Origin of the sequence: Agromyces sp. H17E-10, assembly GCF_022919715.1 — a bacterium.
GTDB lineage: Bacteria > Actinomycetota > Actinomycetes > Actinomycetales > Microbacteriaceae > Agromyces.
Map to the genome: position 1 here is coordinate 1,871,700 of NZ_CP095042.1, position 25,055 is coordinate 1,896,754.

The 25,055-nt window shown below is 72.5% G+C and carries 23 protein-coding genes and 1 pseudogene; 8 read left to right on the forward strand and 16 right to left on the reverse strand.

The features are described 5' to 3' along the window. Positions 1 to 38: 38 nt before the first annotated feature. The 8 genes from MUN74_RS08350 to MUN74_RS08385 form a co-directional block, all read right to left on the reverse strand. Positions 39 to 998: a DUF389 domain-containing protein gene (locus MUN74_RS08350; RefSeq protein WP_244856026.1), complete on the reverse strand. Its 960-nt coding sequence runs from the start codon at positions 996 to 998 to the stop codon at positions 39 to 41. Positions 999 to 1,065: 67 nt separating this feature from the next. After that, on the reverse strand, positions 1,066 to 1,701 hold the full coding sequence (locus MUN74_RS08355; RefSeq protein WP_244856027.1) for a TetR/AcrR family transcriptional regulator: 636 nt from the start codon (positions 1,699 to 1,701) through the stop codon (positions 1,066 to 1,068). A 54-nt stretch (positions 1,702 to 1,755) separates the two neighbouring features. Further along, entirely contained in the window at positions 1,756 to 2,280 is a 525-nt protein-coding gene (locus tag MUN74_RS08360; RefSeq protein ID WP_244856028.1) for a GNAT family N-acetyltransferase, read from the reverse strand. Continuing rightward, a complete protein-coding gene (locus MUN74_RS08365) occupies positions 2,277 to 2,972 on the reverse strand; it encodes a tyrosine-protein phosphatase (RefSeq protein ID WP_244856029.1) in 696 nt (231 codons plus the stop codon). The genes MUN74_RS08360 and MUN74_RS08365 overlap by 4 nt, the downstream gene beginning before the upstream one ends. Before the next feature lie 114 nt (positions 2,973 to 3,086). Then, positions 3,087 to 6,041: a helix-turn-helix transcriptional regulator gene (locus MUN74_RS08375; protein ID WP_305038268.1), complete on the reverse strand. Its 2,955-nt coding sequence runs from the start codon at positions 6,039 to 6,041 to the stop codon at positions 3,087 to 3,089. A 110-nt stretch (positions 6,042 to 6,151) separates the two neighbouring features. Further along, positions 6,152 to 6,346, reverse strand: coding sequence for a hypothetical protein (locus MUN74_RS08380; RefSeq protein ID WP_244856030.1), 195 nt, complete (start codon positions 6,344 to 6,346; stop codon positions 6,152 to 6,154). Between the two features lie 119 nt (positions 6,347 to 6,465). Next, entirely contained in the window at positions 6,466 to 6,597 is a 132-nt protein-coding gene (locus MUN74_RS19220; RefSeq protein WP_255820938.1) for a hypothetical protein, read from the reverse strand. A gap of 17 nt (positions 6,598 to 6,614) precedes the next feature. Beyond that, positions 6,615 to 7,328 (reverse strand): pyridoxamine 5'-phosphate oxidase family protein, encoded by a 714-nt coding sequence (locus tag MUN74_RS08385; protein WP_244856031.1) that lies wholly within the window; start codon positions 7,326 to 7,328, stop codon positions 6,615 to 6,617. A 75-nt stretch (positions 7,329 to 7,403) separates the two neighbouring features. Between MUN74_RS08385 and MUN74_RS08390 the strand changes: the two genes are divergently transcribed. Both MUN74_RS08390 and MUN74_RS08395 read left to right on the forward strand, forming a co-directional pair. Continuing rightward, complete coding sequence (locus MUN74_RS08390; RefSeq protein ID WP_244856032.1) at positions 7,404 to 9,053, forward strand: aminotransferase-like domain-containing protein; 1,650 nt, start codon at positions 7,404 to 7,406, stop codon at positions 9,051 to 9,053. Next, positions 9,050 to 9,445, forward strand: coding sequence for a hypothetical protein (locus tag MUN74_RS08395; RefSeq protein WP_244856033.1), 396 nt, complete (start codon positions 9,050 to 9,052; stop codon positions 9,443 to 9,445). The genes MUN74_RS08390 and MUN74_RS08395 overlap by 4 nt, the downstream gene beginning before the upstream one ends. A 34-nt stretch (positions 9,446 to 9,479) precedes the next feature. Here MUN74_RS08395 and MUN74_RS08400 read toward each other — a convergent pair whose 3' ends face one another. The 5 genes from MUN74_RS08400 to efeU form a co-directional block, all read right to left on the reverse strand. Beyond that, a complete protein-coding gene (locus MUN74_RS08400; protein ID WP_244856034.1) occupies positions 9,480 to 10,328 on the reverse strand; it encodes a hypothetical protein in 849 nt (282 codons plus the stop codon). Positions 10,329 to 10,399: 71 nt separating this feature from the next. Further along, entirely contained in the window at positions 10,400 to 10,687 is a 288-nt protein-coding gene (locus tag MUN74_RS08405) for a WXG100 family type VII secretion target (protein ID WP_244856035.1), read from the reverse strand. A 109-nt stretch (positions 10,688 to 10,796) separates the two neighbouring features. After that, positions 10,797 to 12,107 carry an iron uptake transporter deferrochelatase/peroxidase subunit gene (efeB, locus tag MUN74_RS08410; RefSeq protein WP_244856036.1) on the reverse strand — a complete coding sequence of 437 codons (1,311 nt, stop codon included), beginning with the start codon at positions 12,105 to 12,107 and terminating at the stop codon, positions 10,797 to 10,799. 1 nt (position 12,108) lies between these two features. Continuing rightward, positions 12,109 to 13,317, reverse strand: a complete 1,209-nt coding sequence (efeO, locus tag MUN74_RS08415; protein WP_244856037.1) for an iron uptake system protein EfeO — start codon at positions 13,315 to 13,317, stop codon at positions 12,109 to 12,111. 55 nt (positions 13,318 to 13,372) lie between these two features. Further along, on the reverse strand, positions 13,373 to 14,227 hold the full coding sequence (efeU, locus tag MUN74_RS08420; protein ID WP_244856038.1) for an iron uptake transporter permease EfeU: 855 nt from the start codon (positions 14,225 to 14,227) through the stop codon (positions 13,373 to 13,375). Between the two features lie 128 nt (positions 14,228 to 14,355). Here efeU and MUN74_RS08425 point away from each other — a divergent pair. After that, positions 14,356 to 16,490 (forward strand): annotated as a pseudogene (locus MUN74_RS08425) (S9 family peptidase). Positions 16,491 to 16,494: 4 nt separating this feature from the next. On the opposite strand, the gene MUN74_RS08430 reads toward MUN74_RS08425, so the two are convergent. Continuing rightward, complete coding sequence (locus MUN74_RS08430) at positions 16,495 to 17,103, reverse strand: dihydrofolate reductase family protein (RefSeq protein ID WP_244856039.1); 609 nt, start codon at positions 17,101 to 17,103, stop codon at positions 16,495 to 16,497. A 126-nt stretch (positions 17,104 to 17,229) separates the two neighbouring features. Here MUN74_RS08430 and MUN74_RS08435 point away from each other — a divergent pair, with 126 nt between their 5' ends. The 5 genes from MUN74_RS08435 (at position 17,230) to iolD (ending at position 23,537) form a co-directional block, all read left to right on the forward strand. Further along, on the forward strand, positions 17,230 to 18,549 hold the full coding sequence (locus MUN74_RS08435) for an FAD-binding oxidoreductase (RefSeq protein ID WP_244856040.1): 1,320 nt from the start codon (positions 17,230 to 17,232) through the stop codon (positions 18,547 to 18,549). 182 nt (positions 18,550 to 18,731) lie between these two features. Continuing rightward, a complete protein-coding gene (gene iolC, locus MUN74_RS08440) occupies positions 18,732 to 19,709 on the forward strand; it encodes a 5-dehydro-2-deoxygluconokinase (protein WP_244856041.1) in 978 nt (325 codons plus the stop codon). Further along, positions 19,696 to 20,598 (forward strand): class I fructose-bisphosphate aldolase, encoded by a 903-nt coding sequence (locus MUN74_RS08445; protein ID WP_244856042.1) that lies wholly within the window; start codon positions 19,696 to 19,698, stop codon positions 20,596 to 20,598. The genes iolC and MUN74_RS08445 overlap by 14 nt, the downstream gene beginning before the upstream one ends. A gap of 42 nt (positions 20,599 to 20,640) precedes the next feature. Further along, positions 20,641 to 21,642, forward strand: coding sequence for a 5-deoxy-glucuronate isomerase (iolB, locus tag MUN74_RS08450; protein WP_244856043.1), 1,002 nt, complete (start codon positions 20,641 to 20,643; stop codon positions 21,640 to 21,642). Positions 21,643 to 21,653: 11 nt separating this feature from the next. After that, positions 21,654 to 23,537 (forward strand): 3D-(3,5/4)-trihydroxycyclohexane-1,2-dione acylhydrolase (decyclizing), encoded by a 1,884-nt coding sequence (gene iolD, locus MUN74_RS08455; protein ID WP_244856393.1) that lies wholly within the window; start codon positions 21,654 to 21,656, stop codon positions 23,535 to 23,537. Positions 23,538 to 23,546: 9 nt separating this feature from the next. Here the strand turns inward: iolD and MUN74_RS08460 are convergent, their stop codons facing one another. Together MUN74_RS08460 and MUN74_RS08465 are read right to left on the reverse strand one after the other, a co-directional pair. Beyond that, on the reverse strand, positions 23,547 to 24,224 hold the full coding sequence (locus tag MUN74_RS08460) for a Pr6Pr family membrane protein (protein ID WP_244856044.1): 678 nt from the start codon (positions 24,222 to 24,224) through the stop codon (positions 23,547 to 23,549). 58 nt (positions 24,225 to 24,282) lie between these two features. Next, positions 24,283 to 25,050, reverse strand: a complete 768-nt coding sequence (locus MUN74_RS08465; protein ID WP_370647366.1) for a GntR family transcriptional regulator — start codon at positions 25,048 to 25,050, stop codon at positions 24,283 to 24,285. Between the last annotated feature and the right edge of the window lie 5 nt (positions 25,051 to 25,055).

The window sequence follows — 25,055 nt, forward strand, 5'->3', positions numbered from 1 at the left end:
ACCGCGCGCCGCACGCCGCACGCCCCCTGAGTGAGGCGCTACCGCACCCCGACCCCCTGCAGTTCACGCCGCCGACGGTCGTTGCGCCGCACGACCGTGATCTGCACGGCGAGCGTGATCGCACCACCGGTGACGATCGCGATGAGGTTGACGAAGAGCTGCCACAGCGAGGTGGCGGCGAGCGTCCATTCCCCCGACGCGAGTGCGAGCGCCGCGGCACCGGCCGCCGGAACGGTCGTGACCGAGATCAGCACGCCGATGAGCGCGCCCGACTTCGCCGAGGTGAGTGAGAGCACTCCGGCGATGCCCGCGAGCAGGCCGACGATGTAGCTGAGCACGTTCGGCGTCCAGATGAACTCCGTCATCGGATGGTCGTTCGACAGCGGATCGCGGGGGAAGATGCCGATCAGCACCATGAGCCACGAGAACCCGATCGAGATGACGATCGCCGACGCGTAACCCACCCCGATCGCCAGCGCCGAACGCCCGACGACGCGCCACTTGCGGCGCACGATGCCGACCGCCATGGCGGCGAGCGGCCCGAAGTCGGGGCCGACGACCATCGCACCGACGATGAGGATCGGCTGGTCGCTCACGACGCCGACGGTCGCGATCATCGTCGCCACCGCCATGAACACGATGAACGTCGCCGAGAGCCGCACCTCGTCGCCCGCACGCGCCTCGACCTCCTGCCAGACGATGGCGTCGTCATCCCCGCCGAAGACGGAGTCCGCGGTCTGCCTGGCCCGCGTCGAGAGCGCCAGGTCGACCGTCTCGACGGTGATCGAGCCCGCACGGTCGAGCCCGATGCGGTGCAGCGCCTGCAGCAGGTCGCTCGCGGCGCCCCGGGCGACATCGCAGAGGATGACGTCGCCGACGGGCGATGCGCCCGCCCGAGGCAGCCGGATGATGTTCGACACGACGTCGTCGTGCGCGGCGAGCACATCGTCGACGGGCAGCATGAGCTCGACGGGCACGATCATCCTGAAGTGCAGCACGCCACCAGTGTGGCCGAGCGGGGTTCGGCACCTTGAGGCGGCGCGCCAGCGCCGTGTCGAAACCCCGTCAGCTCGTGTAGCCGTCGATGACTCGGCCGATCGCCGCGGCGAACTCGTCGTCGCCCTCGCCGTCGAGGTCGAGGCGGGCGGTCTGCTCCACGAGGGGGTGTCGCGAGTCCGACCACAACGGCTGCTGTGCGGATGCCTCCACCGGCGCCGTGCGACGGGCTGCCTCGAGCGCCGCCTGGCCGAGCGTGAAGGCGCGCACTGCGTGGCCCGCCCGTGCGGCGTCCTCGACCTCGAGTCCGGCCTCGACGAACGCCTCGATGATCGTCTCGGCGACGGCGAGCGCATTGGGTCCGTCGAGCGGACCGCTCGTGACGAGCACCACCCCTCCGGCGTGCTCGGCGAGCCGGGCACGCAACGCGAGGGCGATCGTCGTGACCCGTTCGCGCCACGCCGGTGCAGCGGCATCCTCATCGGCGCCGGGGCGCGTTGCGATGCCCGCCAGCAATTGCTCGACCATCGCCTGGAGCAGTGCGTTCTTCGAGTCGAAGTACGTGTACATCGCGGTGGGCGTGAGCCCCAGGGCTCCGGCGACGCCGCGAACCGAGACGCCGGCGACGCCCTTCTCCTCGAGGATCTCGAACGCGGCGTCGACGATGTCGGACTGGCTGACGCTGCGCCTGGGGCCGGGTTTCATGTGCGGTGCTGCTCCTCGGGGTCGAGGGTCAACGCTACCGGGCGCACGAACCGCTCACCGCACCAGCCGCACGGTCATGACCGCCCACGGCTCGAACACCTGCTCGGCGCCGTCGGGCTCGAAGCCGTTGCGTCGATAGAACGCCCGAGCGCGCGTCTCGCCCGCGAGCGCCCAGAGGAAGGCGGGCTCATCGCCGATCACGGCGTCGAGCAGCCGCTGTCCGAGCCCGGAGCCCTGATGTGCGGCCAGCAGGTAGAGGCCATTGAGTTCGAGGTCGCGCGGCGCCTCGGGGTCGTCGGCCCGATCGACGGGTCGGGCATCGGCGAAGCCGACGATGCGGTCGCCCTCGACGGCCACCGCGATGGTGCGGCCACCGGCGAGGGATTCGCCGACCGTCGTCCGCCAACCGGCGATCCGCTGCTCGAGCGTCCAGGCCTCGATGTGCTCGCGGGCGACGAGCCCGGGCTCGATGTACGTCTCGTGGTGGCTGGCCCAATGCATGCGGGCGATGCCCTCGGCGTCATCGATCCGTGCGGCGCGGACGACGGGTACGATCCCCGGCCGGTGCATCCCGCTCATCGCAGCAGCCGCCCGCGCACGCGATCGATGTCGGCGGGCGACAGCCCGTTGCCGAGCAGGAACCGCTCGGTGTCGATCACGTCGAGGAACTCCTCGAGCTCCCGGCTTCGGCGTGCGTCGAGCTCGGGCGACTCGCGCGCGATGTGGGCGGCATCGCCCGTGGCGGCGACGTGGTCGCCGATGGCGCGGACCGCACCGAGGTAGTCGGCGACGATCGCCTCACGTTCCACCGCACAGAGCTGCAGCAGCATCGCGGTGATCATGCCGGTTCGGTCCCGCCCGTGCGCGCAATGCACGAGCACGGCCTCGTCTTCGCCGTCGGTGTGCGGCGCAGCCAGCACGCCGAACACGCCGACGACGAGGTCGGGCCATCGCTCGAGCACGTCGACGTAGTAGCCGGGCGAGTCGAGGGTCGGCCACTTCGCCATGAACTCGGCGTCCGACTGGTCTTCGACCGGCCGGTGGTGCCGTGTGAACGGATCGTCGGCGGCAGCAGCGATCTCGTCGTCGTTGCGCAGGTCGATGATCGTGCGCACGCCGCCGTCGTAGAGTTCGGCACGGCCGGCCTCGTCGAGCGCGTCGAGCATCGCCGAACGGTAGACGCGACCGTAGCGGGTGGTGCCGAGTGCGCCGTCGAGCCCGCCGAGGTCCCAGGTGTTGGGCAGCCCCGCCCACGTGATGCGTCGCGTCATGCGCTCGACGCTAGCCCACCACGCGAGACGTGCCGATCGCCACCGCAGAGCACGAGCGCCAGCACCCGACGCCCGGCGCCAGCACCAGCACCAGCACCGGCACCAGCACCGACCTCAGCGCAGCGCGCCAGCCCGATACGCCGCCTCGGTGCGGGTCGAGGCGCCGAGCTTGCGCAGGATCGCCGACACGTGCACGCTCGCGGTCTTGCCGCTGATGAAGAGCCGCTCACCGATCTGCCGGTTGCTGAGCCCCTCGGCGATGAGCTCGAGCACCTGCCGTTCGCGCGCGGTCAGCTCGGCCGTGGCGTCGGTCGACGCGGCGATGCCGTCGGTCACGCCGGCGATGTCGGCACCGACTCGGCGGTCGGCGTCGAGCGAGAGTCCGGCCGCTCCGGCGACCCGCATGACCGATGCGAGCACCGAACCGACGCCGCCCGCCTCGGCCTCGTCGTGGGCCGACTGCAGGGTTGCGCGGGCTGCGGTGCGGTCGCCCGCCGCGAGCTCGGCCTCGCCGAGTCGCAGCAGTGAGTACGGCCTGAGGTAGGCCTCGGCGGTGCGCACCGAGGCGGCTTCGACGGCGGCCCGCCACGCGTCGACGCCGCCCCCGAGCTCGGCCTCGACGAGCGCCGACCAGAGCGGGGCGAGCGGCCAGGCGTCGAATCCGTCGACGAGCCCGCGCAGCGAAGCTTCGGCCGCGGCGGCCTCGGCCACGGCTGCCGCCCCCTCGGCGTCGGCGGCGCCTGCGCCGGCGCGTGCCGCGGCGACGACGCGCGACACGGCCCAGGCGTAGGGGAAGCCGAGCGCCACGGCGGTGCGTTCGCGCGGGTCGAAGAGGCCCTGCGACTCGCGCCAGGCACCGGCGATGTCACCGCGGGCGAGTGCGAGCTCGGTCGCGAGCCGCCCGACCGAGAGCCGGGTCTGCATCTCGATCTCGACGGGGCCGGCCGTGATCGGGCGGAACGCCCGGAACTCCCGGTCGGCACCCTCGGCGTCGCCCCGCCAGAGCCTCGCCCAGACCTTCGCCCGCAGCAGGTACACCCTGAACTGCAGGGGCGGGTCGAGCGCGAGCGCGCGCTCGATGAGCGGGAGGGTCTCGTCCCACTGGCCGAGCGCGTAGTGGGGATCGACCGCGTTGGACGCGAGGATGACGCCCGTGTTGCGCTCGAGCCCGAGCTCACGGGCACGGGCGAGCCCGGCCTCGGCGAGCTCGACGGCACGGGCGTACTCGCCGATGAGGTAGTGCACGTCGGACGCGTTCACGAAGTAGCGGAGCTGAGCCGGCCCGTCGTCTTCGGCGAGTTCGCGGCTGCGGTCGAGCTCGGCGAGGCCGCGCTCGATGTCGCCGAGATTCACCCGGCACACGGCCGCGATGTTGAGCGACACCGACGCGGTGCGTGCCGACTGCTCGCGCAGCGCGAGCTCGAGCGCCGTCTCGGCGGTGTCGATCGCCTGCCGCAACCGGCCCTCGATCATCTGCCGGCCGGCGAGCGCCGAGAGCACGGTCGCGCGCATGAGCGGAGCCCGGTCGCCGAGCACGTCGAGCGCCCGCTCGAGCAGCGGGATCGAGCCTGGCCGGCCGGCGGCGGCGAGCGCGAGCGCCTCGTCGCGCAGGAGCCGCGGGAAGTCGGGGTCGTCGGGCGGGCACTCGGCGAGCGCCGACTTCAGCAGCGTGAGGCTGCGATCGATCTCGCCCGCGTTGCGCAGGTGCGATGCGGTGCGCCCCATGAACTCCATGCGGCTCATGCCCGCGATCTGCTCGGCGCCGTCGACGACGTCCCACAGGGCCAGCGCCCGCTCGCCGAGCTGGGCGGCCGACGCGAACGCCGTCGAGCGGCGGGCCTCGCGCACCGCCTGCACGGTCGCCGGGAACGCCTTCGCCGCGTTGTTCGCCCCGAGCCAGTGGTACGAGATCTCCGCCGCGAGGCGCCGCGTGCCGGCCGCGGCGAGCGCTTCGTACGCCTCCGCGTACCGGGCGTGGTACCGCGCACGCTCGCCGGGCAGGATGTCGGCCACGATCGCCTCGCGCACGAGCGCGTGCCGGAATCCGTACTCGTCGCCCTCGACGACGAGCACACCCCCGACGACCGCCTCGCGCGCGGTCTCGTCGAGATCGGCGTCGTCGCCGCGGTAGACGGAGGTGAGCATCGAGTGCGGCACCCGCACGCCGCCGGTGGCGATGAGACGCAGCAGCATCTGCGCCCGGTCGGAGAGCCGCTCGTACCGGGCGAGCAGCAGCTCGCGCAACGTGTCGGGCAGGTCGGACTCGTCGCGGCACCCGTCGAGGCCGACGACCTCTTCGACGAAGAACGGCACCCCGTCGCTGCGGCGGAAGAGCACGTCGAGCGCACCCTCGGCGGGCGGCTCGTCGGAGATGGATGCCACGAGCTCGCGCACCTCGTCGCGCGAGAGCCGCGCGAGCTCGCGCCGCTCGACCCATCGGTCGCGTTCGAGCTCGGAGAGGAAGGGCCGCAGCAGGTGCCCGCGGGTGACGTCTTCGCTGCGGTAGCTCAGCACGATGAGCACCCGGCTCGAGGCGAGCATGCGGAGGAAGAAGCGCAGCAGCGAGAGGCTCGCGGGGTCGATCCAGTGCAGGTCTTCGACGATGAGCACGATCGGCCGTTCGTGCGAGAGCGTCTCGAGCAGCACGGCGATCGCCTCGTGCAGCTGGCCGCTCGCGCCGGCCCCACCGGCGATCGCACCGGCGTCGATGGGCTCGCCGACGGCGCCCAGCTCGGGCAGCAGCGCGATGAACGCGGCGCGCCCCGGCCCGACGATCTCGAGCGCCCGCTCGGCGCCGACCTCGGCGACGAGTGCGCGGAGCGCGGCCTTGATGGGCGCGTAGGGTGCGGCGACCGTGCCGAGGTCGACGCACTGCCCCAGCACGACGCGCGCCGTGCGCTCGGCGCGCTGCCGGAACTCGCGGATGAGCCGGCTCTTGCCGATGCCGGCCTCGCCGCCGATGACGATCGTGCGGGGCACCCCGGCGGCGGCCTCGTCGAGGAGGCCGTCGAGCCAGGCGAGCTCGGCATCGCGGCCGATCATCGTGGCGCTGGACGCGGTTGGGCTCACCCACTCATCGTCCCACGGCCCACCGACGCCCCGCCCGTCGGGCCCCTGCACCGATCGAGCTGCCGCCGTGGTCGCCGGTGCGGCCTCGACCGCCTCGACCAGGGGCGGCATCACCGCAGCGCGAGCTGCGGGACGCGGCGGCCGGCGAACCGGTTGCGTCGCACCCGGCCGGCCGAGGCCGCACCGGCGGCGTCGGCCTCGGCCGTCTGCTCCTCGAAGGCGAGACGCTGCGCGAGGCGGCGCTCGGCCTCCAGCACGTTCGCCTCATGGGTGCGAACCGCGACGAGATCTGCTGAGTACTGCATGGTTCCTCCTGTGTCGGGCCCCCGACCGTTCCGATCGGATGACCTCAGACAACTCGCTAAGGTGCCTCGCACCCATCGGGTGATCGCCCTATTTCGGTGGGGCGACAGGCTGAGGCGGCTTACGACGACCGCGATCCCGGCGCGAGGAACGTCTGCCGCGGGCGGCCGAGTCCGTCGGTGCGGACGTCGATGATCGCGGCGACGACGGCCGCGGCCGCGAGCAGTCCGAGGGTGAGCATGAGCATGAACATGAGTGGTGTCCTTTCCGTCAGGAGAGCTTTCGCGAGACGGCCGATCGCGTCATCAGCGTGCGCACCGAACCGGGCAAGGGCGTGCCCGGCGGGGTCAGCCCTGAGGGCTGCGGCACGCCGAACGTCGTCGCGACGGGCAGCACCCCGGCCCACCGGTCGTGGTCCTCGCCGTCGTCGAGGTCTTCGGATGCTCCGCCGTCGCGCACCTTCATCACGACATCGTCGAGCGCGAGGCGCAGCGCACGCGTCTGCGCGTACTCCTTGCGCGTGGCGTCGCGCACCTCACCCGACCGGCCGGGCATGAGGCGATCGGTCATCGCGACGAGCGCCTCCCGCTCGTCCTCGCCCGACATCGCCTCGAGCACGCCGTACGCGACGAGGCTGCGGTAGTTCATCGAGCTCGCGAAGATCGACCGGCCGAAGACGAGCCCGTCGATCGCGGTCACCGAGAACGCGACCGTGGCGCGATCGGCGACGGCGCGCAGCACGAACCCCGCGCCGGTCGACCCGTGCATGACGAGGTGGTCCCCGATGCGGGCGTACCCGGTGGGCACGACGATCGGCGCGCCGTCGACGACGACGGCGAGGTGCCCGACGAGCTCCCCGTCGAGCAGTGCGTCGATCGACGCACGGTCCGTGCGCTGCCGGTCGGGCTTGCGGCGGATGCCTCGTGGTGCGCGTTCCTCGGCGGCGGCACTCGGAGCGGGGTCGGGAGTGGAGGTTGAGATCATGCTTCGAGCGTGCGCCCTCGACTGGTAGCATTCGAAGACCAGTTCCGCGTCATTCATGCCGACCAGTGAGGCGAGATGGACGGGCCGCTCCTCATCATCGACCGCTCCGCCGCGCGTACCGTCGTGCCGCGGCTCGTCGAGAGCCTGCGCCGCGGAATCCTCGACGGCCGCCTGCGGGCCGGCGATCGCGTGCCGTCCACTCGGGTGCTCGCCGGCGAGCTCGGCATCGCGCGCAGCTCGGTGGTCGCCGCCTACGAACAGCTCGCCGGCGAGGGCTACCTCGAGCTCCGTCAGGGCGCGGCGACCCGGGTCGCCCGGCTCCCGCGCGACTCCGCGACGACCACCACGACAGCGACCGCGACGAAGACCTCGGCCTCGACCCGACCGGCCGAGGCGCGCCGATCCGACCGCCCTCCGTCATCGGACCGCGCCGACACGAGCGCGACCTCCGCAGACACGAGCGCGACCTCCGCCGTGGCATCCCCGATCGTCGACCTCTCCCCCGGCATCCCGTCGACCGCACGGCTCGACGTGCGGGCGTGGCGCGCCGCCTGGCGGGCCGCGGCCGCGCCACCCCCGGGCCTGGCGCCGCCGTCGGCGGGACTGCCCGAACTGCGCGCAGCGATCGCCGAGCACCTGCGCAACGCCCGCGGCGTCGACTGCGCCGCCGACGACGTGATCGTGACGGCCGGCACGAGCGAGGCGCTCGCGGTCGTCGCCCACGCGCTGCGCGCGATGCTCGAGCGGGCGCCCCTCGTGGGCGTCGAGGATCCCGGCTATCGCAACGGCCGCCGCACCCTGCGCCTGCACGGCGCTGAGCTCGCGGCACTGCCGGTCTCCGGCGACGGGCTCGACGTGGCGGCGGTGAGCGCCGCACGCACCAGGCTCGACGCCGTCGTCGTGACGCCGAGCCACCAGTACCCGCTGGGCGGTCGGCTGCCGGTGGCCGACCGGCTCGCGCTGCTCGACTGGGCGGCGCGCACGGGCGGGTTCGTCGTCGAGGACGACTACGACAGCGAGTTCCGGCACGCCGGCCCGCCGCTGCCGGCGCTCGCCTCGCTCGACGGCGTCGGTGCGGGCAGCGGCAGCGGCAGCGGCAGCGGCAGCGGCAGCGGCAGCGGCAGCGGCAGCGGCAGCGGCAGCGAACGAGTCGTGCTCATCGGCAGCTTCTCGAAGGTGCTGACGCCCTGGCTGCGCCTGGGGTATCTCGTGCTGCCGAGGCATCCGCACCTCCGCTCCGCGCTCACGACGGCGCGTGCCGACCTCACGACGCCGGTCGCCGGCCCCGTGCAGCTCGCGATGACGCACCTCATCACGAGTGGGGCGCTGCGGCGCCACATCGCCGCCACGAGTCGCGAGTACCGGCACCGCCGGCAGCTCGTGCTCGCGGCGCTCGCGCCGCTCGACGAGCGGGGCGCCCGCCTGCGAGCGCTCGACGGCGGTCTGCACGCCGTGCTCGAGGTGCCCGGGGTCGACCGCGAGCACGAACTGGTCGCCCGCCTCGCGGCCGAGGGCATCGTCGTCGCACCGCTCTCGACGTACTCCGCGTCGTCGGGCGCCCACCCCGCGGTCGCGCGCAGCGACAGCTTCCGCCCCGCAGCCGAACCCGCACGCACCGGGCTCGTGATCGGCTACGCGGGCGTCGGCGACCTCGCCCTCACCACCGCCCTCGACCGCGTCGCGGCCCTCGCACGCGGCATCCTCGACACCGGAGACCCGCCGTGAACGAGATCGTGACCGTGACCCCCTGGCACCCGTGGCCGCTCGCCATCCCGATCGTCGTCGCGATCGCCGGCATCGTCGTGTCGAGCCTCGGCACACGTCGGCGATCGAAGCCGGTGCGCGAGCTCGGCAGCGCGATCTTCGTGCTCGCCGCCCTCGCCGGCGCGGCGATGTTCGCGTTCATGCCCGGCTCATGGGATCAGGGCGCCCGCGCCGAGGCGCTCACCGGGCTGGGCTACACCTCGCCCACGTTCTCCGCCGAGCAGATCACCAAGCCGGGCGAGCCCGGCGTGGTGGCGTTCCAGGCCGAGCGCGACGGCGAACGGGTGCGCGGGTTCCTCAAGAGCGAGGGCGGCGACCAGTGGCTCGTGACCGAGGTCGAAGAGACCGACTGACCCGGATGCCTCGTGGCCGGCGATCCCGGCGCGGCTAGATCCGGGCGCCGCGGTAGCGCAGCGCGCCAGCAGGTGCGCCGGCATCGAAGCCCGCCGGACGAACCACGTCGTCACGTGCCGCGAACGCCGCCATGCCGCTCACCCGATCGGCCTCGAACCGTTCGCGGGCCTCCGTCGGCAGGGCGGTGACGATCGAACGCCACTCCGCGGTCGCGTCCGCCGCCGGACCCGACAACCGCCGTTCGAGCTCCGCGGTCAGCGCATCGAGCGCCGCACGATACGCGGCAGCCCCACGCCCGATGGGGAGCCATCGCACGATCGCGCGGACGGCGAGGCCCGCGACGACCACCGTGCAAGCGACCAGGACCGCGAACGGCGCCCACACCCCCGGAGCGAGCATCGTGCCGACCCCGGCGGCGGTCGCGAGTGCGAGTGTCGAGAGCACGAGGTAGCCGGGCGAGTTGCGGTTCGGAGGCTCGTGCCGCGCGGCGACCGCGTTGCCGAGGTGGCAGCCGGCGGCGAACACCGCGAACGCGGTGGCCGTCCACGCCGCCGGCGCACCGGTGAACGTCGACGACATGCCCGCCATCACGATGCCGAAGGCCACGATGCTCCCGAGGAAGCCCGCGAGATCCAGGGCGACCCGGTCGCCGACCTCGGGGTGCTCGGGCACGTCGTCGGCCCGAGCACGGAACTCCTCGCGCAGTTCACGCAACGCCCGGTCGAACCGCCGGTCGACGGCGGTGACGCGGTTCGCCGCGTCGGGGCTCACGGCCGCGAGCGCCGCGTTCTCGATGTCGCGCGCGACCGTCGCCGCGCCGTACACGACGTCGGGCGCGGCGCGCAGCGCGGCGGCGACAGCGGGGGTCGACCGCGCGCTCATCCGGGCTCCTCCTGGAACGACGTCGGGGGTGCGGTCGCGTCCGCGCGTCCGCACCCCGCTGCAGAACAGGACTAGTTGCCGGCGAGGGCCTGGTCGGTGTCCTTGATCGCCTGCATCATCTTGCGCAGCGAGTCGCCCATGTCGCTGATGCCCTCGATCGCCTTCTCGAGACCCGTGGTCAGCTCGGTGTACCCCTCGCCGAACTTGCCCGACGCGTGCTGCGTCTTGAAGTCGTCACCCAGGAGACGGTCGACATCGTCCTTCAGGCGACGCAGCACGTCGCCGATCTCCTCACGACCCGTGTCGAGACGGCCCGCCATCGACTCCATCTCACCGTACGACGCCTTGAAATCAGCCATGATCACATCCGATCCGTTGAAAATCCTGTCACCCGATCGAGCGACCCCCACGAGACTAACCCGGCCGGCGAAACTGGCGAATGGGGAGCGCTCCCCATCGGCGCGTCGCTCAGGCGAAGAGCCGCTGGCCGACGAACTCGCCCTCGGCGATGCCGCCGGGAACGGCGAAGATCGCCGAGCCCACGTGCTTCAGGTACTCGTTGAGCCCGTCGGCCGCGAGCGAGGTCTGGATGTCGATGAACTGCTGCGGCGAGCGCTGGAACGAGAGGAAGAAGAGTCCCGCGTCGAGCCGGCCGAGCTCGTCGTTGCCGTCGACGAAGTTGTAGCCGCGGCGCAGCATGCGGGCCCCGCCGTTGTTCGACGAGTGCGCGAGCCGCACATGCGAGTTCTCGGCGATGAGCGGCTTGCCGGTCGCACCCTCGGCCTCGAAGTCGGGCTCGGTGAACTCGGTGCCGCCCGACAACGGCGCACCCTCGCCCTTCGACCGGCCGACGAGCGATTCCTGCTCGCCGAGCTGCACGCGGTCCCAGTTCTCGATGATCATGCGGATGCGGCGGGCCACGAGGTACGAGCCGCCGGCCATCCACGCCGGCTCGTCGGCTGCCGCGACCCAGACCTGGTCGTCGACGACCTTCGTCTCCTCGGCCTTGACGTTCGCGGTGCCGTCCTTGAACCCGAAGAGGTTGCGCGGCGTCGCCTGCGCGGTCGAGGTCGACGAGGTGCGCCCGAAGCCGAGCTGCGACCAGCGCAGCGTCGCACGGCCGAACGCGATGCGGCTGAGGTTGCGGATCGCGTGCACCGCGACCTGCGGATCGTCCGCGCAGGCCTGGATGCAGAGGTCGCCGCCCGTACGGGCCGGCTCGAGCGCGTCGCCCTGGAAGCGCGGCAGCACTGCGAGCTCGGGCGGCCGGCGGCTCGCGAGGCCGAACCGGTCGGCGCCGGAGGCATCCTCGAACAGGCCCGGGCCGAAGCCGAACGTGATGGTGAGCCCGGCGGCCGGCAGCCCCTGTGCCTCGCCCGTGTCGGCGGGCGGCGCGTAGTCGGACCCGCCGACGGCGCCGCCCTCCTCGACGTCGAGGCCCTGCGTGAGGCGGGCCGCAGCGTTCGTCCAGTCGGTGAGCAGCTCGACGAGGCCGTCGCGATCGAGCGCGGCATCCACGTCGAAGGCGGCGAAGTGCAGGCGGTCCTGCGCGGGCGTGGTGATGCCCGCCTGGTGCGGGCCGTAGAACGCGAACGAGGATGCTCCGGCGCCGGCGCCGCCCGTGGAGGCCGACGACATGGCGGCGCCCACGGCCGCGGCCCCGCCCGCGAAGCCGACCGCCGCGCCCGCGGCGCCCGCGCCGAACAGGCCGAGGAGCCCGCGTCGAGACACGCCCCGCGGCTCGTCCGCGGGCGCGGTGGTGCGCTCCTCGTCACTCATGTCAGACCCCGAGCACCGTCGCGGTGAGCTGCGAGAGCGGCTCGGCGAGCGCGTTGACCTGGTCGCTGAGCGCCTTCTTGTCGGCGTCGGTGAGCTCGCTGTAGTTCACGAACCCGTCGTCGAGCGAGCCGTACTTCGCGAGCTCGGCCTCGAGCGCGGCGAACTGGTCGTCGATCTCGGCGGCGAGCTCGGTGCCCTCGTCGCCCTTCGCCTCGGCGAGCGCGCGCACCGCACCGAACGCGACGCCCGCGCCCTGCACGTTGGCGGCGAAGTCCGAGAGGTCGGTGCCGCTCCACCAGTCCTCCTCGCCGGTGATCTTGCCCGCGGCGACCTCGTCGAGCAGCGCGATCGCGCCGTTCGAGATGTCGGCGAGGCTCACCGTGAACGAGTCGTCGGTGACGAGCTCGTGCAGCTGGGTGACGTCGGCGACGAGCGCCTCGGCGTAGGCCTTGCGCTCCTCGGGGGTCGACGGTGCCCAGTCCTTCAGGGCGTCCTGTCCGTCGGAGTTGACGTCGCCCGCCTGCGGCGCCCAGAGGTCCTTCTCGATGCGGTGGAAGCCCGTCCAGTCGAGCCCGTCGGCGACGGCGTCGACCTCGCGGAAGTCGATCTTCGGGTCGAGGTCGCCGAACGCCTCCGCGGTCGGCTCGATGCGCTCGTACGGCACACGGGCCGCGGCGTACAGCGACCGGGCGGTCTCGTCGTCGCCCGCCGCGTACGCGTCGGCGAACTGCTGCACGAGCGGCAGCAGCTCGCTCGACTGCGAGCGCACGTAGGCGAGGTACTCCTCGACGGCCTGGTCGCTCAGCTCCTGCTCCCCCGCCGAAGCGGTGGACGCCGCACCCGTGACGGTGAACTCGGCGAGACCGACGGGTGCCCCGACCTGCTGGAACTTGCAGGCCGTGTAGTAGGTGCCGGGCTCGAGCTGCGCGGTGAAGTCGACCTCCTGGCCGGGGGTGACGTTCTCCTTCTCGCCCACGATGCGCAGCTTGTCATCGGCGAGGATCTCGAACTCGTTGACGTCGGTGCCGCTGTTCGCGAGCGCGAAGGTGACCGCGCCCGCGGGGGCGGTGTCGACGGCGACGGCGCACCCGTCGTCGGTGATCTTCACGTCGATCGCCTTCGCGAGGTCGGCCTTCGCCACGCACCCCGTGAGGGCGAGGGCGGTGAGTGCGGTCACGGCGACGGAGGCCGCGAGGGCACGACGGGTCATTGGGGCTCCTGGTTCGAGAGGTCGGGGATGAAGAAGTCGGTGCGTGGAGCGGGGGTCAGTGCGCCGCCGCGACCGCCGGGGCGGCAGCCGGTGCGGGCTTGGGAGCGTGCCGGCGCTTCAGCATCACGAGGTAGAGCGTCATCGTCACGGCGACGTAGACGACCCAGCCGATGACCTGCGCCCAGGTCGGCTGCGGGGTGAAGTTGAAGATGCCGCCGAGCAGCGAGTCGAGCCAGCTGCCGGCCGGAACGATCGCGGTGAGGTCGTAGGCCGCCGTGCCCCAGCCGGGGATGACCGAGGCCTCCTGAAGGTCGCCGATGCCGTACGAGAGCACGCCGGCCGCGACGAGGATGAGGAAGAGCCCCGTCCACGTGAAGAACTTGCCGAGGTTGAACTTCACGAGGCCCTTCGAGATGCCCCACGAGATGACGATCGCGGTCGCGATGCCGGCGACGGCGCCGAGCGTGCCGAGCACGGGGTCGCTGCCGCCCGAGACGTTCGCCCACACGAAGAGCGCGGTCTCCACGCCCTCGCGGCCCACCGACAGGGCGCCGAGCAGCACCAGTGCCCACGTCGAGCGTTCGATCGCGGCATCCACCTGCCCGCGCAGTTCGCCCGAGAGCGTGCGGCCGTGCGTGCCCATCCAGAAGATCATCCAGGTGACCATCGCGACCGCGACGAGCGAGAGCACGCCGCCGAGGATCTCCTGCGCCTGGAACGTCATCGCGTACGGGCCCCACGTGAGCAGGGCGCCGACGCCGAGCGAGACCGCCACGGCGATGCCGATGCCGATCCAGAGCCGGCCGCGCAGCTCGCGGTGCCCGATCTTGGAGAGGTAGGCGAGCAGGATGCCGACGATGAGACCGGCCTCGAGGCCTTCGCGAAGACCGATCAGGTAGTTGGCGAGCACGCGCGTCTCCCGGGATGAACGATGTGGGGGTTGAGCTAAGGCTAACCTAAGTGCGCGACGGAGCAAACTTCACTTTCCTTACCATTACGGCCTCCCGCCGGACGGGTCCGACGACGTAGCGTGGAGGGGTGCTGACTCCTCCCGCGACACCGAAGCGACCGATCGAACGCGTGCACCACGGCGACGTCGTCGTCGACGACTACGAGTGGCTGCGCGACAAGGACGACCCAGAGGTCATCGCGCACCTGCACGAGGAGAACGCGTACACCAACGCGAAGACCGAGCACCTCGCGATCCTGCAGGAGCAGGTCTTCGAGGAGATCCGCACCCGCACGAAGGAGACCGACCTCTCGGTGCCCGTGCGCGAGGGCGACTGGTGGTACTACAGCCGCACCGTCGAGGGGCTCGAGTACGCGATCCACTGCCGGGTGGCGGCATCCGCACCCGAGGACTGGGAGCCGCCGGTCATGGACGAATCGGGGTCGGCGCTCCCCGGCGAGCAGGTCCTGCTCGACGAGAACGTCGAGGCCGAGGGCCACGAGTTCTTCGCGCTCGGCAGCTTCGACGTGTCGGCCGACGGCACCCTCCTGCTCTACGGCGTCGACGTCGAGGGCGACGAGCGGTACACGGTGCGCCTGCGGGCGCTCGACGACTCGGGGCGCGAGTTCGCCGACGTGATCGAGGGCACCGCCGCGGGCGCGATGTTCGAGCCCTCCGGACGCCACCTCTTCTACGCGACGGTCGACGAGGCGTGGCGCCCCGACACGATCTGGCGGCACGAGGTCGGCACCGAGGCATCCCACGACGTCTCGGTCTTCACCGAGCCCGACGAGCGGTTCTGGCTCGGCGTCGGGCTGACCCGCAGCCGTCGGTTCCTCGTGATCGAGGCCGGGTCGAACGTCACGAGCGAGACCTGGCTGCTGGATGCCGCGGACCCGACGGGCTCGTTCGCGGTCGTGTGGCCGCGCAAGGACGGGGTCGAGTACGACGTCGAGCATGTCGTCGCGGGCGGGCGCGACCGGCTGCTCATCACGCACAACGACGGCGCCGTGAACTTCGAGCTCGTGTCGGTCGCGGCCGACGACCCGCAGGGGCCGCGGCGCATGCTGCTGCCGCACAGCGCCGACGTGCGCATCGAGGGCGTCGACGGGTTCCGCGACTTCGTCGCCCTCGAGTACCGGCGAGAGGGGTTGCCGCGCGTCGCGGTGGCGAAGGTGCCCGCCGGCGGCCTGCCCGCGGATGCGACGCCCGACGACACCCTGCACGAGCTCGCCTTCGACGAGGAGCTCTACTCGGTCGGACTCGCCGGCAATCCCGACTGGGAGCAGCCGACCCTGCGCCTCGGCTACACGAGCTTCACGACCCCCTCGACCGTGCTCGACCTCGTCGTCGCCACGGGCGAGCGCAAGCTGCGCAAGCGCCAGGCGGTGCTCGGCGACTACGACGCGACCCGGTACGCGCAACGACGCGAGTGGGCGACCGCGCAGGACGGCACGCGCATCCCCGTCTCGCTCGTCTACCGCCACGACCTCGTGACGCTCGGCGAACCTGCGCCCACTCTCTTGTACGGTTACGGCTCGTACGAGCACTCGATCGACCCCGGGTTCGGCATCCCCCGGCTGTCGCTGCTCGACCGCGGCATGGTCTTCGCGGTCGCACACGTGCGCGGCGGCGGCGAGATGGGGCGGCTCTGGTACGAGCACGGCAAGAAGCTCGAGAAGCGCAACACCTTCACCGACTTCATCGCCGTCGCCCGGCACCTCGTCGACAACGACATCACGGCCCCCGACCGGCTCGTGGCCCAGGGCGGCAGCGCCGGCGGCCTGCTCATGGGCGCGGTCGCGAACCTCGCCCCCGCTACTTCGCCGGCTTCCTCGCGGAGGTGCCGTTCGTCGACCCGCTGACCTCGATCCTCGACCCGTCGCTGCCGCTCACGGTGATCGAGTGGGACGAGTGGGGCGACCCGCTGCACGACGAAGAGGTCTACTCGTACATGAAGTCGTACTCGCCCATCGAGAACGTGCACGTCAACCACTACCCGCCGATCCTGGCCGTGACCTCGCTCAACGACACCCGGGTGCTCTACGTCGAGCCGGCCAAGTGGGTCGCGAAGCTGCGCGACGCCGGCGCCGACCCGCTGCTCAAGATCGAGATGGCCGCCGGGCACGGCGGGGTCTCGGGCCGTTACGCGGCCTGGCGCGAGCGTGCCTTCGCCTATGCGTGGGTCATCGACGCGGCGGGAGCGCACCCGTCGGGCGAGTGAGTGCTCAGCGCGGCACGTCGTAGGTGATGTGCGTCACGAGGTCGGTCTGCAGCACGTCGAGCGGTGTCAGCTCGAGGTCGAGCCCCGCGAAGAGGCTCTCGCCCGAGCCGAGCGTGATCGGAGAGACGCTCACGATGATGCGGTCGATGAGCCCGGCCCGCAGGTACTGCTGCACGGTGCTCGCCCCGCCAGCGACCGAGATGCGGCCGTCGTCGCCCACGGCGGCCCGCGCCCGTTCGAGCGCATCGTGGATGCCCGTGGTCACGAAGTGGAACGTCGTGCCGCCCTCCATCTCGACGGGCTCGCGCGGGTGGTGGGTGAGCACGAAGACGGGGCCGTGGTACGGCGGCTCGTCGCCCCACCAGCCCTTCCACTCGTCGTCGGGCCACTCGCCGCGGATCGGGCCGAACATGTTGCGGCCCATGATGTAGGCGCGCGGCGCGAGGATCTGGTCGACGATGGGCTGCGCCTCGTCGGGCTGCTCGAACATCCACCGGTGCAGCGACTCGCCGTTCTCGCCGAGCGGGTCCTCGAGCGACTGGTTCGGGCCCGCGACGAAGCCGTCGAGCGACATGGTGATGTTGGCCGTGACGAGGCCGTCGTCGAATGTCATGCCGAGCACCCTACGCCGCGGCGCCGACGCCCGCGAGAGGCGGGAGCGGCTCCCCATGCGCGCGCATCGATTCCGCGCTGAGCGAGCACGCTTCCCCGTGTCGGCGGCCGCTGCGAGACTGACGAAATGTCTCTTCTCACCGAACTGAGCGAGCAACTCCCAGGCCGGGCCTTCGGTCCCGGCGCATCCGAATACGACAGCGGCCGCACCGTCTTCGCCGGGGCCGGCGACCCCGAGGCCGTGGTGCGGCCCCATACCGTCGACGAGGTGGCCGCCGCCGTGGCGAAGGCCGCGGCATCCGGCCGGTCGATCGCCGTGCGCAGCGGCGGCCACGGCCTGCTCCCCGTCGACGACGGCCTCGTCATCGATCTCGCCGAGTTCGACACCATCGAGGTCGACGACACCGGGCTCGTCACGCTCGGCCCCGCCGCCCACTGGGGCGACGTGGCGGCGGCGCTCGCGCCCCGCGGGCTGGGCATCAGCTCGGGCGACACCCGCCAGGTGGGTGTCGGCGGTCTCCTGCTCGGCGGCGGCATCGGCTGGCTCGTGCGCACGTACGGCCTCACGATCGACGCGCTGCGCGAGGTCGAGCTCGTCACCGCGGCGGGCGAGGTGCTCACCGTGAACGCCGAGTCGCACCCCGACCTGTTCTGGGCGGTGCGCGGCGGCGGCGGCAACTTCGGCGTCGTCACCCGCTTCACCGTGCAGGCGAGCCCGGTCGACGGCCTCGTCGGCGGCTCGATCCACTTCGACCGCTCCGACGTGCCGACCGTGCTGCGCGCCTGGCGCGAGGTCATGCGCGCCGGCGGCGACGGGCTCAACTCATCGATCATGCTCATGCCGCCGATGGGGCCCGAGATGCCCGGCGGCCCACAGGTCGGCATCGCGCTGCGCGGCACCGAGAGCGAGCTGCGCGACCTCGCCGCCCCGCTGCTCGCGCTGCCGTCGGTCACGGCCGTCGAGCTCGGCCCGGTCGCCTATGGCGACCTGCTCGAAGACGCGCCGCCCGGGCGCCCGCCGTTCCAGTTCGTCGGCGGCAACGGCTTCGTGCCCGAGGTCTCCGACGAGCTGCTCGACGCGGTCGCCGCAGCCTACGCGCGCGACGTGCCCACCATGGCGCTGCTGCGGTGGCTCGGCGGCGCGTTCTCGCGGGTCGATGCGGATGCGACGGCCATCGCCCACCGCGACGCCGAGGCCCTCGTCGTCGTGAACGGCGTGCTGCCGGCCGATGCACCGGCCGAGCTCGTCGCTGCGGTGAAGGCCGGCAGCGACGCAGCCGTCGCGTTCACGACCGGTTCGTACGGCGGCTTCGAGGCCAACCGCAGCGACGAGATCACGGCGTCGATGTACCCGCCCGCGACCCTCGAGCGGCTGCGGCGCATCAAGGCCGAGGTCGACCCGGGCAACTCGTTCCGGCGCAACCACAACGTCACGCCGGCCGGCTGAGCCGCTGCGAAGCACCCGATCCCGTCGCATCCGCTCGTCGATGCGACGGGATCGTCGTGTGCTCCCCCGCTCGGGGGCATGACAAGCCTGCGAGACTTTGTTAGGACATTCTGTGTAGACTGATCGCACCGCGAGCGCCGGGGAAGCGCTCGCGGCCCTGAGAGAAAGTTGTACGGCGCAGTATGACCAGCACCGCGACGAGTCGTTTCGAGATCATCACGATGGGCCGGGTCGGCGTCGACCTCTATCCGCTGCAAGACGGCGTGCACCTCGAAGACGTCGAGACGTTCTCGAAGTCGGTCGGCGGCAGCGCGACCAACGTCGCCATCGCGGCTGCGCGCCACGGGCACTCGAGCGCCGTCATCACCCGCACGGGCGACGACGCGTTCGGCCGCTACATCCGCCGCGAGCTCGACGGCTTCGGCGTCGCCACCGAGTTCGTCGGCACCGTCGACACGCTGCAGACGCCGATCACGTTCTGCGAGATCTTCCCGCCCGACCACTTTCCGCTGACGTTCTACCGAAGCCCGAAGGCGCCCGACCTCGAGATCACCGCCGAGAGCCTGCCGCTCGACGCGATCCGCGACGCCGGGGTGTTCTGGGCGACCGTCACGGGTCTCAGCGCCGAGCCGAGTCGCGCCGCGCACCACGCCGCCTGGGCCGCACGCGGGCGGCGCCCGCTCACGATCCTCGACCTCGACTACCGCCCGATGTTCTGGTCGTCGCCCGGGGAGGCACGACGCGAGGTCGACCGCGCCCTCGACCACGTGACCGTCGCCGTCGGCAACCAGGAGGAGTGCGACATCGCCGTCGGCGAGCGCGACCCGCACCGGGCGGCCGACGCGCTGCTCGCCCGCGGCGTCGAGCTCGCGATCGTGAAGCGCGGCCCCGACGGCGTGCTCGCGAAGACGCGCGACGAGACGGTCGAGGCGCCGAGCTTCCCGGTCGACGTCGTCAACGGGCTCGGAGCGGGCGACGGCTTCGGCGGCGCCCTCTGCCACGGGCTGCTCGCCGGCTGGCAGCGCGAACGCACGATCTCCTTCGCCAACGTCGCCGGGGCGATCGTCGCCTCGCGCCGGGAGTGCTCGACCGCGATGCCCACGACCGCCGAGGTCGAGGCGCGCCTGGCCGCGGAGGGAGCATCCGATGTCGCACGCTGACCGCTTCCTCGACACCGACCGCTTCGAACGCCTGCGCGAGCTGCGCGCCGCCGGACCGACCGCGATCGCCGAGGCTCACGCGGGCCGCACCCGCCGCCCCCTGCTCGGCGACGACGGACGGCTCTTCATCCTCGCGGCCGACCATCCCGCGCGCGGCGCACTCGGCATCGGCGACGAGCCGATGGCGATGGCCGACCGCTACGAACTGCTCGACCGCCTCGCCCTCGCGCTCTCGCGGCCCGGCGTCGACGGCGTGCTCGGCACCCCCGACATCATCGACGACCTCGCGCTGCTGGGCCTCCTCGACGACAAGGTCGTCGTCGGCTCGATGAACCGCGGCGGCCTGCGGGGGTCGAGCTTCGAGCTCGACGACCGTTACACGGCCTACGACGTCGAGGGCATGGTGCGCGATCGGCTCGACTTCGCGAAGGCGCTCGTGCGCATCGACCTCGACGACCCCGCGACCGCGGCGACCATCGAGGCGACGGCGAAGGCCGTGACGGATGCCGCGTCGGCGAGCCTGCCCATCATGCTCGAGCCGTTCATGAGCTCGCGTCGTGACGGCCGCGTCGTGAACGACCTCAGCCCAGAGGCGGTCATCACCTCGGTGGCGATCGCCGCCGGACTCGGGTCGAGCTCGGCCTGCACGTGGATGAAGCTGCCCGTCGTCGACGATATGGCCCGCGTCATGGCGGCGACGACGCTGCCGACGCTACTGCTCGGCGGCGAGCGCACCGCCGACCCCGACGCCGCCTACGCGAGCTGGCACGATGCGCTCGCGCTGCCCGGGGTGCGCGGCCTCGTCGTCGGACGTACGCTGCTCTATCCGCCAGACCACGACGTGCAGCGCGCCGTCGACACCGCCGCCGCGCTCGTGCACGACGCCTGACGCCCCGCTCCCACGCACCGCCGCACCCGAGAGAGACGAGAGATGAGCAACGACGCCCGCTGGTTCCACCCGCACGGTTCGCTCGCCCGCGACGGCTGGAGTGTCGTCGTCGACGGCACCATCCCCGGCTGGCGGCACACCGGCCTGCGGGTGGCCGAGCTCGGCGGGCGCAGCGGCGACACCGACGGCGGCAGTGCGGCGCGCGGCCTCGAGCTGCCCGCCGGTGAGGTCGAGCGCCAGCTCGTGCCGCTCGCGGGCGGCGGTGTGCACGTGGACGTGGTCGATGCCGACGGCTCGGTCCACGCGTTCGAGCTCGACGGTCGCGCCTCGGTGTTCGACGGCCCGACCGACACCCTCTACCTGCCCGTCGGCGCGAGCGCCGTCGTCCACGGCACCGGCCGCCTCGCGGTGGCCGAGGCACCGGCGACCACGAGGCATCCGCTTCGCCTGATCGGTCGCGACGAGGCACCCGTCGAGCTGCGCGGACGCGGCCAGGCGAGCCGCCAGGTGCACGACCTCGGCACACCGGCGGTGATGGCCGCCGAGCGACTCATCGTGTGCGAGGTCATCACACCGGCCGGAAACTGGTCGTCGTACCCGCCCCACAAGCACGACGAAGAGGTTCCGGGCGTCGAGTCGCAGCTCGAGGAGATCTACTACTTCGAGGCGGCACCGACGGTGCGGCCGTCGCCGACCGGGGATGCCTCGGGCACGGCGTCGCACGGCGCGGCCCAGCCGTTCGCACTGTTCTCCGCGTCATCCTCGTCGGTCACCGACATCACGATCGACGAACGGGTCACGACCGGCGACGTCGCCCTGCTGCCCGGCGGTTACCACGGCCCGGCAGCGGCCGCCCCCGGCTACGACCTGTACTACCTCAACGTCATGGCCGGCCCCGGCGAGCGGGTGTGGCGCATCACCGACGAACCCGCCCACGCCTGGGTGCGCGACACGTGGAACGACGAGGCCGTCGACCCGCGCCTGCCGTATCCGGCCGCACCCGCAACGAACCAGTCCGCCTCGAACGAAGGAACCCCGCAGTGACCACGAAGCGCATGACCGTCGGCCAGGCCCTCGTCGAGTTCCTGGCCCACCAGTGGACCGTCGACGGCGACCTCCGGGAGCGCACGATTCCGGGCGTGATCGGCATCTTCGGGCACGGCAACGTCGCCGGCCTCGGGCAGGCGCTCATGGAGTCGAACGCCGCCGACCCCGAGCTCATGCCGTACTACCAGGCCCGCAACGAGCAGGCGATGGTGCACCAGTCGGTCGGCTACGCGCGCATGCGGCGCCGTCGGGCCACGTTCGCGAGCACCGCGTCGGTCGGGCCGGGCGCCGCGAACATGCTCACGGGCGCCGCCCTCGCGACGAGCAACCGGCTGCCGGCGCTGCTGCTGCCGAGCGACACCTTCGCCACGCGCGTCGCCGATCCCGTGCTGCAGCAGCTCGAGCTGCCGCACGACACGAGCGTGCAGGTGACCGACGCGTTCCGCCCGCTGTCGCGGTTCTTCGACCGGGTCGAGCGCCCCGAACAGCTGTTCTCGATCGCCCTGGCCGCGATGCGCGTGCTCACCGACCCCGCCGAGACGGGCGCCGTGACGATCGCGCTGCCCGAAGACGTGCAGGCCGAGGCGATCGACGTGCCGCTCGCCTTCCTCGCCGACCGCGAGTGGCACGTGCGTCGCCCCGTTCCCGAAGCCGGCCCGCTCGAGCGTGCGGTCGCCGCGATCCGTGCCGCGAAGGCGCCGTTCATCGTCGCCGGCGGCGGCGTCCTCTACTCGGGCGCCGAAGACGTGCTCCGAGCGCTCGTCGAGGCCACCGGCATCCCCGTCGGCACGACCCAGGCGGGCGGCGGATCGCTGCCGTGGGACCACCCCGCCTACCTCGGCGGCGTCGGCGCGACCGGCACGACCGCCGCGAACCGGCTCGCCGCCGAGGCCGACCTCGTGATCGGCGTCGGCACCCGCTACAGCGACTTCACGACCGCGAGCCGGTCGGCGTTCCAGCACCCCGACGTGCGGTTCGTGAACCTCAACATCGCGAGCTTCGACGCCTACAAGCACGGCACGCAGCTGCCGCTCATCGCCGACGCCCGCGAGGGGCTCGAGGCCCTCGCGCGGGCGCTCGAGGGCTACCGGGTGAGCGACGGCCTGCGCGAGCGCATGGCCCGAGAGAAGGCCGAATGGGATGCCGCGGTCGACGCCGCGTTCGTGCCCTCGGGCCGAGACCGGCCGAGCCAGGCCGAGATCATCGGCGCCGTGCAGGCCGCGAGCGACCCCCGCGACGTCGTCGTGCAAGCCGCGGGCTCACTGCCGGGCGACCTGCACCGGATGTGGCGCGTGCGCGACCCGCTCGGCTACCACGTCGAGTACGCGTTCTCGTGCATGGGCTACGAGATCGCGGGCGGCCTCGGCGTGCGCCGGGCGGCGCCCGATCGCGACGTCATCGTCATGGTCGGCGACGGCTCGTACCTCATGCTGCACACCGAGCTCGTGACCGCGGTCGCCGAGGGGCAGAAGCTCATCGTCGTGCTCGTGCAGAACCAGGGTTTCGCGTCGATCGGCAACCTCTCGGAGTCGGTCGGCTCGCAGCGCTTCGGCACCCGCTACCGGCAGTACGACGAGGTGGCGCGCAACTTCCAGGCCGGCGCGGTGCTGCCCGTCGACCTCGCCGCGAACGCGCGAAGCTACGGCGTCGACGTCATCGAGATCGCCCCGGGCCCCGATGCGATCGCCGAGCTCGGCCGCGCGATGGCGACGGCCAAGGCCTCCGAGACGACGACCCTCATCCACGTCGAGAGCGACCCGCTACTCGGCGGGCCCGACGGCGGCGGCTGGTGGGACGTGCCGGTCTCCGAGGTCTCGTCCACGCCGAGCATCCAGGAGGCTCGGGCGGAGTACGACGAGGCGCGGAAGGCGCAGCGGCCGCTGCTCGGCTGACCACCCGCCTCAACTGCGAGCGGCTGCAGCTTCTCGATCGACCTCGCCCGGGGCATCCGCGACGCTGAAGACGGCCAGCCGGCTGGCCGTCCAGACGAGCGCGCCCGACGCGAGCAGCGCGGCGAGCAGCCCGACGACGTGCAGCACGAGCGACGGCAACCCGCGCTCGGGCAGCAGGAAGCCGTACGGCACCCAGCCGTCGGTGACGCCGCGCACGAGCACGACCGCGAGCCACACGACGGGATACGGCAGCACGAGCCACAGCCGGCGCCACGGCAGCGGCGGCCGGTCGGCGACGAGCACCCAGTCGAGCACGACGGCGATCGGGAAGACGACGTGCAGCACGGCGCTCACCCACGGCGGTGCCGAGCCGGTTCCGGGCACGAGCAGGTTGTAGACGAGCGCGACGATGACGAGGCACGCGACCGCGATGCCGCGAACCGTCGACAGCCAGTCGGGCACCCGACGCCCGCGCAGCGTGGTGACGCCCGTGCCGATCAGCACGAGACTCGTCAGCAGGCTCGTCTGGTTCGTGAAGTAGCCGAAGAAGTCGAACGGATTGCCGTCATCGGCCGCGATGCGCAGGGCGTACGCGTAGCCGAGCACGGCGACGCACAGCGCACCGGCCGCGACTCGACCCCATGCGATCGCCCGCACCGCGGTGGGCGGCAGTCGGCGCGAGGTCATGCGGGCCAGCCTACTGAGCGGGACCATGCCGGTCGGCGGGCGAGCGCGCCGCCTCCGATCACCGATCGACGAGCGTCACCTCGAACGAGTACCGGTCGGGCCGGTAGCAGTGCTGGCCGAACTCGACGGCGACGCCCGAGTTGTCGAAGGCCGTGCGCGACATCGTGAGCACGGGTGCCCCGCGCGAGAGGTCGAGCAGCTCGGCCTCGCCGGCGGTCGCGGCCCGGGCGCCGATGCGCTGCTTCGCGACGCGCATGGTCACGCCACGGGCGCGCAGCAGCTGGTAGAGGCCGTGCTTCGCGAGCGACTCGCGGTCGAGGTCGACGAACGCCTCGGGCAGCACGTTGTCGAGGATCGCGAGCGGCACACCGTCGGCGCTGCGCAGGCGCCGGATGTGCAGCACTGGGCTGCCGAGCTCGACGCCGAGCGCCTCGGCGACCCGGTCGTCGGCCGTGCCCTGCTCGACCGCGAGCACGGTCGTCTCGGGCTTCTGCCCCGACCGCTCGAGGTCTTCGTAGAGGCTCGTGAGCTCGACGTTGCGCGTCACCTTGCCGTGCACGACCTGCGTGCCGATGCCGCGGCGGCGCACGAGCAGGCCTTGGTCGACGAGCTCCTGGATGGCGCGCCGGATCGTCGGCCGCGACAGGCCGAGCCGCGCCGCCAGCGCGACCTCGTTCTCGAGGCGCGACCCGGCCGGCAGGGTCTCGTCGCGGATCGCCTGCTCGAGCCGACTCGAGATCTGGTAGTACAGCGGCACGGGCCCCGAGCGGTCGAGATCGAGGAACAGCTCGACGGGAAGTCGCTGCTCGGGGAGCTGGGCCATCATCTCTC

What these genes read in the sequence shown, in the direction of transcription:
- iolB (WP_244856043.1), top strand. Translation starts at nt 20,641, where the DNA reads ATGAGCAACGACGCCCGCTGGTTCCACCCGCACGGTTCGCTCGCCCGC.
- MUN74_RS08385 (WP_244856031.1), bottom strand. Translation starts at nt 7,328, where the DNA reads ATGATCTCAACCTCCACTCCCGACCCCGCTCCGAGTGCCGCCGCCGAG.
- iolC (WP_244856041.1), top strand. Translation starts at nt 18,732, where the DNA reads ATGACCAGCACCGCGACGAGTCGTTTCGAGATCATCACGATGGGCCGG.
- MUN74_RS08355 (WP_244856027.1), bottom strand. Translation starts at nt 1,701, where the DNA reads ATGAAACCCGGCCCCAGGCGCAGCGTCAGCCAGTCCGACATCGTCGAC.
- MUN74_RS08465 (WP_370647366.1), bottom strand. Translation starts at nt 25,050, where the DNA reads ATGATGGCCCAGCTCCCCGAGCAGCGACTTCCCGTCGAGCTGTTCCTC.
- MUN74_RS08360 (WP_244856028.1), bottom strand. Translation starts at nt 2,280, where the DNA reads ATGAGCGGGATGCACCGGCCGGGGATCGTACCCGTCGTCCGCGCCGCA.
- MUN74_RS08445 (WP_244856042.1), top strand. Translation starts at nt 19,696, where the DNA reads ATGTCGCACGCTGACCGCTTCCTCGACACCGACCGCTTCGAACGCCTG.
- MUN74_RS08365 (WP_244856029.1), bottom strand. Translation starts at nt 2,972, where the DNA reads ATGACGCGACGCATCACGTGGGCGGGGCTGCCCAACACCTGGGACCTC.
- MUN74_RS08400 (WP_244856034.1), bottom strand. Translation starts at nt 10,328, where the DNA reads ATGAGCGCGCGGTCGACCCCCGCTGTCGCCGCCGCGCTGCGCGCCGCG.
- iolD (WP_244856393.1), top strand. Translation starts at nt 21,654, where the DNA reads ATGACCGTCGGCCAGGCCCTCGTCGAGTTCCTGGCCCACCAGTGGACC.
- MUN74_RS08435 (WP_244856040.1), top strand. Translation starts at nt 17,230, where the DNA reads ATGTCTCTTCTCACCGAACTGAGCGAGCAACTCCCAGGCCGGGCCTTC.
- efeB (WP_244856036.1), bottom strand. Translation starts at nt 12,107, where the DNA reads ATGAGTGACGAGGAGCGCACCACCGCGCCCGCGGACGAGCCGCGGGGC.
- MUN74_RS08460 (WP_244856044.1), bottom strand. Translation starts at nt 24,224, where the DNA reads ATGACCTCGCGCCGACTGCCGCCCACCGCGGTGCGGGCGATCGCATGG.
- MUN74_RS08405 (WP_244856035.1), bottom strand. Translation starts at nt 10,687, where the DNA reads ATGGCTGATTTCAAGGCGTCGTACGGTGAGATGGAGTCGATGGCGGGC.
- MUN74_RS08380 (WP_244856030.1), bottom strand. Translation starts at nt 6,346, where the DNA reads ATGCAGTACTCAGCAGATCTCGTCGCGGTTCGCACCCATGAGGCGAAC.
- MUN74_RS08430 (WP_244856039.1), bottom strand. Translation starts at nt 17,103, where the DNA reads ATGACATTCGACGACGGCCTCGTCACGGCCAACATCACCATGTCGCTC.
- efeO (WP_244856037.1), bottom strand. Translation starts at nt 13,317, where the DNA reads ATGACCCGTCGTGCCCTCGCGGCCTCCGTCGCCGTGACCGCACTCACC.
- MUN74_RS08390 (WP_244856032.1), top strand. Translation starts at nt 7,404, where the DNA reads ATGGACGGGCCGCTCCTCATCATCGACCGCTCCGCCGCGCGTACCGTC.
- MUN74_RS19220 (WP_255820938.1), bottom strand. Translation starts at nt 6,597, where the DNA reads ATGTTCATGCTCATGCTCACCCTCGGACTGCTCGCGGCCGCGGCCGTC.